Genomic DNA, 7,079 nt, shown 5'->3' with positions numbered 1-7,079 from the left:
AACTGTCTCAGGCAAGACCTATTTTGGGAAAAGAGCCTGGGCGCACTCGCCGATGTGACTGAATTTCCTTTTCCACATTACTTTGGAAAGGCTCGTACACCCAGGCTAATTGATGAGCCAAACACAGACCTGAATCCTTACATCGCTCCACCCAACCGATCTGCTACTGCGTAGAATAGAAATCGAGAGACCTGTACGTTCAACCATCACCATGACCACACTTCTCAAACCTTCTACCCTAATCCCCAAAGGATTGCGGATACAGCAGATCAACAACTACACCCTGTTTAAATTCACTGATGAATTGGGCGATCGAATGCAAGCCCTGCTTGACAAGAAAAAAGCTGATTGTCTTACCTCAGATGAAACTCTGGAACTAGAAGCTATTGGCGAACTCGACGAGATTTTTAGCTACATTAACGCGGTCATTGTCGCTAGAGCTAATGGTCATTCCTAAATCGCTCTACGAAACCGTTCGACAACGTACCCAATTTCGGTGTGAATATTGTCACTATCCCGAACTTCTCAGTTCTGCCCCGCTTTCCATCGATCACATCCCTGGTCGTTTGAGTAAAAAAATTCCCTTAACATAGACATAAGCCAAATCAAGCTGACCGATGAATTGGAGCAATAACAATGATCGCGATCGCCAAAAAACCCTTGACCTTATCACAGAGGGCGACCCGACCAAATTGAAACGACGAACGTTGTTCATTTATACAAGCGGGTCGCCCCTACAAGCGCCGATATTACCAATGACCCATGACCCATGACAAAATAATCTAAATCCAAGAATCGAACCACATTCGCAGTTGATGACCCCTAAGAGATAGAGGTAATCCTAAATAAATCGGCAACCAAAAGACAAATGCCAACAGAATTAAACTGATAACCGTTATTGCCGCAATTTGCCAAGATTCTTGCTCTCGATGTAGCCAACGGTCAACCAGCCAAGCCAACCCTAACCCAGAAAACACAGAAGCTCCCATATAGTGGTATAAAAATGTACAGCGACTCACCCCAACCCAAGGTAATAACTGAGCCAGCCAGTTAAGCCCTAAATAGAGACTAATATAATTCACCGTTGTGGGTGGAAAATATCCATGCATTCCTGACCAAAGACGCTGTAGCAACAGCAACAGTAACAATAAAATTGCTGCTGTTGATAGCCACCAAAGGATAGGATTTCCCATAGCATGGACATCATAAATCACCTGACCATATCCCTTGGGTAACGGAGGGTAAGCCGGGACTTGTTCGCGGGTACTCTGGGCAGTTTGGTAAAAGTAAGCCACAGGTCGCAGCATAATCAGCCAAGTGTACCATTTAGAACAGTAGGGATGAACCTCTGGTCCGCTACCGATTTTTTCGTGAAAGGTCAAAATTCTATAGTGGGCTTCCCAAAATCCGGGTTGGGGATTCATAATTAGGTGGGGAATCCAGAGTAAGCTATAGGTTAACGCTGGAATTAGGGCAAAATTGACTAAAAACTGAATCCCGTTTAATTGAGTTAGATTAACTAAAGAAGTTTTGCCCCAATGCTTGGCTCTGAGGGCACTGGGTTTTGATCCAACGCTTGGCTCTGAGGAAACCAGGTTTTGACCTAACGCTTGGCTCTGAGGGAACCGGGTTTTGAATGTAGAGACGTGCCATGGCGCGTCTGTAGAATCAGATTTTACCATGAGCATTTTTTGAGACTCTGATGTTACTAAACCCGCCCCAAGCGACGTTTTTTTTGAATCACCTCTCCACTGAAGCAACCAAGCCATTCCCCAAAGAAGATAAACTCCGAATAAAAACCATAAACCATTCCATTTAATACAAGCAGATGCGCCAAAAAAAGCACCCGATAATGCCATAGTAGTCCAGCGTTTTGACTGGGGTTGACTGAGTGCGATTAACAAACATAAATTCCCAAATAATCCCAAAATAACTAAATAGACATTATTCAGCGCGTAGCGAGACTCAACTAAAAATAGACCATCTGCCCCGGCTAACAAGGCGGCAATTAACGCATAGCTGCGACGCCGATTAAGCTGATAAGCAATCCCGGCGACAACTAAGGGGATAAACGAACCCGTGAGCGCATTCAGCCAACGATAACTCCATGTAGATAGCAATGAACCCGCCAAACCATTCATGGGCTGCTGATCCCAGGGAAGATGAGAACCCAGCCACATCCCGATCGCGATAATATATTGACTCAAGGGCGGGTGAGCATTGAAAAAGTCTGTTCCGGTTAAGTAATTATTGGCAAATTTGGCATAATATACCTCGTCAAATACCAAAGTGTTAAATCGACCTAAGCCCCAAAATCGGAGAATGGCTGAGGCTAAAAAAATAGCGGTTAAGCCAAAATGAAACCAATAGTTTGATAAGTTTAATGATTTGTTATTTAAAATCATATAATATCAGGTGAATCGGGTTGGTATTAGATCCCCAACTTCTTTAAGAAGTCGAGGAGCGGGTGGGGAGTTCACCCCGCTTCGCTAACGCTAACATCTGCTCCATATCTCATCCTGAGAAAGGAGTAAGCTAATATTAGGGCATCTCAGGGGACAGTTATGAATCATCGTGATCCTTCTGGACAACCAAGGAGACAGTTAGGAGTTCTGGCTAAATTCTTTAAATTTGATCGATACCAAACCACGATCCGCATAGAACTATTGGCAGGGTTCACCACCTTTATGACGATGGCTTATATTTTGGTTGTGAATCCGGGCATTTTATCCGATGCCATTTTTTTACAAGCATCAGGAGATTTGTTTAATGAATTAGTCATCGCCACAGCACTTTCTGCGGCAATTGCTACCCTAGTTATGGGATTGTGGGCGAATTACCCCCTTGCCCTTGCCCCCGGTATGGGACTCAATGCCTTTTTTACCTACTCGGTGGTATTGGGATTAGGCATCGACTGGCGGATTGCCCTTTCTGCTATCTTAATCGAAGGGTTGATTTTTATTGCCCTAACTCTGTCAAATGTGCGCCATTTAATCGTCAAAGCGATCCCCGATTGTCTGAAACGGGCAACGGCGGCGGGAATTGGCTTATTTATCGCCTATATTGGCTTAAGTGGGGCGGGGATTATCGCCGCTGATGCGGTGACAAAAACGAAATTAGGGGATTTGAGTCAACCTTCGACATTAATTGCAATCGCGGGTATCCTGATCACCTCGGCATTTGTCGCCCGTCGCCTCACGGGGGCGCTGCTATGGGGGATTTTGGCAACGGCGGCGCTAGCCTGGATTCTCGGCGTGTCTCCGTTACCAGAGGGGATTGTCGGTGTTCCTGAGTTACCCGTGGATTTAGTCGGAGTTGCGATCGCGGGATTGGGTAGAATCAATCAGGTGAATGGGTGGGATTTCCTGGCGGTGTTGTTTGTGTTTCTGTTTGTGGATTTATTTGACACCGTGGGTACGCTGACTGGGGTGGGGATGCAGGCGGGCTATATTGATGAACATGGGGAATTGCCCCGGGCAAATCAAGCGTTGATGGCGGATGCAGTGGGGACAACGGTAGGGGCGGTTTTGGGAACTTCGACGGTGACGACGTATATTGAGTCGGCTGCGGGTATTGCTGAAGGGGGGCGCACGGGATTTACGGCTGTTGTTGTGGCGATTTTGTTTGTTGTTTCGATATTTTTTATTCCTTTACTTTCGGGAATTCCGGCTTTTGCTACGACGCCAGCGTTGGTGATTGTGGGGGTGTTGATGGCTGGGAATTTACGGGGAATTCACTGGGATGATCCGGCGGAGTCCATTCCTTCATTTTTAACAATTTTAATGATGCCGTTGACGTATTCGATCGCGGAAGGTTTGGCGATTGGATTGATTACCTACCCGTTAATTAAAGGGTTTCAGGGGAAAGCCGATGAAGTCGCGATCGCGGTGTGGGTTTTGGCGGGGATTTTTGTGCTACGTTTTATCGTAATGGCGATGAATAGTGGCGGATGAGTTTAAGAGAGTTCCCCGATAAGTTGTACTTTTTTAACGCAGAGGACGCAGAGGTTAGCGCAGAGGTTCGCAGAGGTTCTCATAAATTATATAACAAAGGGCAAATGACGAAGGACAAAGGACAAATAACTAATCAATTGTGGCTTAAGTGTAGCGCCAGTATGACCTGTAATAATCCATAGTAGGGCGCGAATGCTGTCACGAAGGATACGCAGCCAGGATTCAGTGGGTTGGTTGGAGGGTACGGAGATGGGGGTGAAGGTGATGCTTTGGCTTCCGAGAACGAGAGTCGCGATCGCTTTGGCTCTGGGTATATGATAATCGGAGGTGATTAGGTAGATATGTTGGATTTTGTGGCGTTTGAAGTCAGCTACTAGGGAGGTAAAATTGGTGACGGTATCGACGGCGCGATAGTCGAGATGAACGCGCTGAATCGGAATATTAGCATTCTGGAAAATGGTATAGGTAACTTCGGGGGGTGAACCACTCGAAACCCAGATGTCTAGGGAGGGGTGAGTTTGGGCAAATTGGGCGGTGAATCGTTCGCGATCGCGCCCACCGCCTAAGGTTAGGATAGCTTGAGGATAGGGTGATTGGTATTGTGCGATCGCCAGCCGCAGGGGAATGATACCGATCAATAGTAGGACGAGGGTAACACTGACCCAACCCAAAAAACGATATCGTTTGTGACAGCAATAAACACCCTTCACTGGCTATAGGTTAAATCTTCTGGTAAAGGTTTTTTTTCAATAATAGCGGTATAAACTCGAATCAGCTTTTGCGCCGCTTGTTCCCAAGTATAATTTTGAAAGATGAATTCACGGGCGCGAGTTCCCATAGCTTTAGCTTGTTGAGGATGATTTAAGCAGTTAATTAAAGCATCGGCAATAGCATCGGTATCAATTGCCACAACATGAGCAGCTTTAGCATCGGCCGCTTCTGGGAAATTGCAGCCCGTCGTAATTATACAGGGTAATCCTGACGCCATACCTTCTAAGACAGACATACTGAAGCCTTCGGAGTAAGAAGGAGCAACATATAGAGTAGCGGCTGCAAGAGCAGCATATTTTAATGATCCGGTGAGCATCCCTGTAAAGGTGACAGCATCTAGACAGCTTTCTTGTGTAAAATAGCGCTTAGCTGTGGGCAAAAAGCCAATATTATCGGGTCCTGCTATAACTAGATGAGTTTGCGGAAACTGGCTATGAACCTTAGCAAAAGCTGGAGCGAGTAAATCTAGTCCTTTTTTAGGATCAAGACGGCCCAAAAATAAAATTAGGGTTTTATTCCTAGTTGCCAGAAATTGTTGGCAAAAAATCTCTGGGTCAGGTAGTCTTTCAAATTCTTGACAGTAGATGCCATTTGGAATAACTACTGTAGGAGGTTTTAGACCTAATAGCTTGATATTTTTAGCTTCTGTATTGGCGAGAACTTGAATTGCACTGGCTCGCTGTATCGCTGGTTTTTCTAAAATATTGTAGTAAATTTTTTTCTTCCAAGCTTTATGTGATAGCGCCCAAGGCTCTAGCATACCACGAGGGCTTCTAATGTAGGGAATATTGTAGCGCTGACAAGCCCAGCAAGCTGGTAAAACTGGATAAGAAAAAACTGTGTTAATATTAACTAAATCATAATTTAAGACATGTTTTATCAGCCATTTATGCATTGAAAAGCTAATAGTCTGTTTTTGAAAATTCCATCGATTAAAATATTTAACATTGTATTTTTTTTTGTTAATCCATGTATTTAAAGGAATATCTAGATTATTCAGTCCATTGGCATTGGTTGCAACAAGATCTATTTTAATGCCCAAAGAACCAACTCCTTGAGCTAATTCAACGATACTTTTTGCTGGACCACCATAAACTAATCCTAGGTAAGGTGTAACGACTAAAATTCTCATAGGTTGTTTAAAAAATTGAATCTTTAAGTTTTAAGGTTGCATCAATAGCCTGGAATAAACTATCAAAAAATCGAGTAACTCCATAATTTTTAACTATTTTTTGACTGACTTGTCCCATTTTTAATCGGGAATCTAAATCTAAACTATGTAAATTTAATAATGCCCGTGTAATATCTTGTTGACTTTTAGGATTGAAGAGTAAGCCATTTTCACCCTCTTGAATAAGTTCGTGACATGCTCCTACTGTGCGACTGCATAGAACTGGCAATTTAGCTGCACAAGCTTCATTGATGACTAAACCCCATTGTTCTTGTAAAGCAGGATGTACAAAAGCATTAGCTAAGCCATACCAATCACCAATGTTTTTGTAGGTAATAAAACCTGGCAAATGAACAGTTTCATCGAGTTTTCGTTCCACTATCAGGTGTCGAATAGCATATTCTTCTTCTCCGTTACCACAAATTACAAGCTCCCAAGCAATTTTTTCTCCAATGTTTTGGCGATAATCAGCAAAAGCCTTTATTAGGAGCAGAACATTTTTACGTTTAATAAACCGAGTGACGGCAAGGAAATAAGGGGAATCAGGTATCTCCGGCTGACGTTGTTTTGTTGCCAAAGGATTTTGTCTTGCTACCTCAGCGGCTTGAGTAAAATAACTGTTATCAACAACATCATAACCCATAAAAATTCGTTCGCTAGGAAAACCTAGTTGAATTAAATAGTCTCGATGGAGTTGACCCCCGACAACAGCAGCATCAAATTTTCTTACATAGAGCCAGGATTTAAGCTGTTCCTTCCACCACTGTCGCCTTTCGTCATCCCATTTACTTTCACTCATCAGAATTGCTGGCACCTGATGACGTTTACACCAGTAAAGCGCTGCACGGGAGAAAGGAAAACCCCATCCAGGAATTACCACTATATTAGGTTTACAGTAGTCAAGATAAGACGAAAGTAAAGATGCTGCTATCTTAGACTGGGAAGTACGGTCTATGTAAGGAGGCGTGGTAGCAACAGGTAAAAGAGTTTTTAGGGGAAAGGTAATTTCATTGCTCAACTCTCCCCAGATATGGTTTTTGCTCTTATCTGTTACTTGAACTGCGGTCAAACTCCAGCCTCTGTACTGACAGGCTGCGTAGACAGCACGTAACCGAGCTGCATGGTAGCCGCCAATATGGTGGAAAATGACAATAAGATGCATGGAATAATAACGTTGTGAAGTT

General features: G+C 43.8%; 6 protein-coding genes. 2 read left to right on the top strand and 4 right to left on the bottom strand.

Going from position 1 to position 7,079, the window contains the following annotated elements; translation table 11 throughout:
• Window positions 1–211: 211 nt before the first annotated feature.
• Window positions 212–457 (top strand): hypothetical protein, encoded by a 246-nt coding sequence (locus RID09_RS25675; RefSeq protein ID WP_446338749.1) that lies wholly within the window; start codon window positions 212–214, stop codon window positions 455–457.
• 325 nt (window positions 458–782) lie between these two features.
• Here the strand turns inward: RID09_RS25675 and RID09_RS25670 are convergent, their stop codons facing one another.
• Complete coding sequence (locus tag RID09_RS25670) at window positions 783–2,405, bottom strand: dolichyl-phosphate-mannose--protein mannosyltransferase (RefSeq protein WP_446338748.1); 1,623 nt, start codon at window positions 2,403–2,405, stop codon at window positions 783–785.
• Between the two features lie 159 nt (window positions 2,406–2,564).
• Here RID09_RS25670 and RID09_RS25665 point away from each other — a divergent pair, with 159 nt between their 5' ends.
• Window positions 2,565–3,953, top strand: coding sequence for an NCS2 family permease (locus tag RID09_RS25665; protein WP_446338747.1), 1,389 nt, complete (start codon window positions 2,565–2,567; stop codon window positions 3,951–3,953).
• Between the two features lie 86 nt (window positions 3,954–4,039).
• On the opposite strand, the gene RID09_RS25660 is transcribed toward RID09_RS25665, so the two are convergent.
• The 3 genes from RID09_RS25660 to RID09_RS25650 are packed head-to-tail and all read right to left on the bottom strand — an operon-like array spanning window position 4,040 to window position 7,057.
• A complete protein-coding gene (locus RID09_RS25660; protein ID WP_446338746.1) occupies window positions 4,040–4,663 on the bottom strand; it encodes a YdcF family protein in 624 nt (207 codons plus the stop codon).
• Window positions 4,660–5,856 (bottom strand): glycosyltransferase, encoded by a 1,197-nt coding sequence (locus RID09_RS25655; protein ID WP_446338745.1) that lies wholly within the window; start codon window positions 5,854–5,856, stop codon window positions 4,660–4,662. Before RID09_RS25655 ends, RID09_RS25660 begins: the two co-directional genes overlap by 4 nt.
• 7 nt (window positions 5,857–5,863) lie before the next feature.
• Window positions 5,864–7,057: a glycosyltransferase family 4 protein gene (locus tag RID09_RS25650; RefSeq protein WP_446338744.1), complete on the bottom strand. Its 1,194-nt coding sequence runs from the start codon at window positions 7,055–7,057 to the stop codon at window positions 5,864–5,866.
• Between the last annotated feature and the right edge of the window lie 22 nt (window positions 7,058–7,079).

The organism is Coleofasciculus sp. G1-WW12-02 (genome assembly GCF_040219735.1).
Lineage (GTDB): Bacteria > Cyanobacteriota > Cyanobacteriia > Cyanobacteriales > Coleofasciculaceae > Coleofasciculus.
The sequence above is the reverse complement of the archived record's forward strand: the minus strand, read 5'-3'. Positions and strand labels throughout refer to the sequence as shown.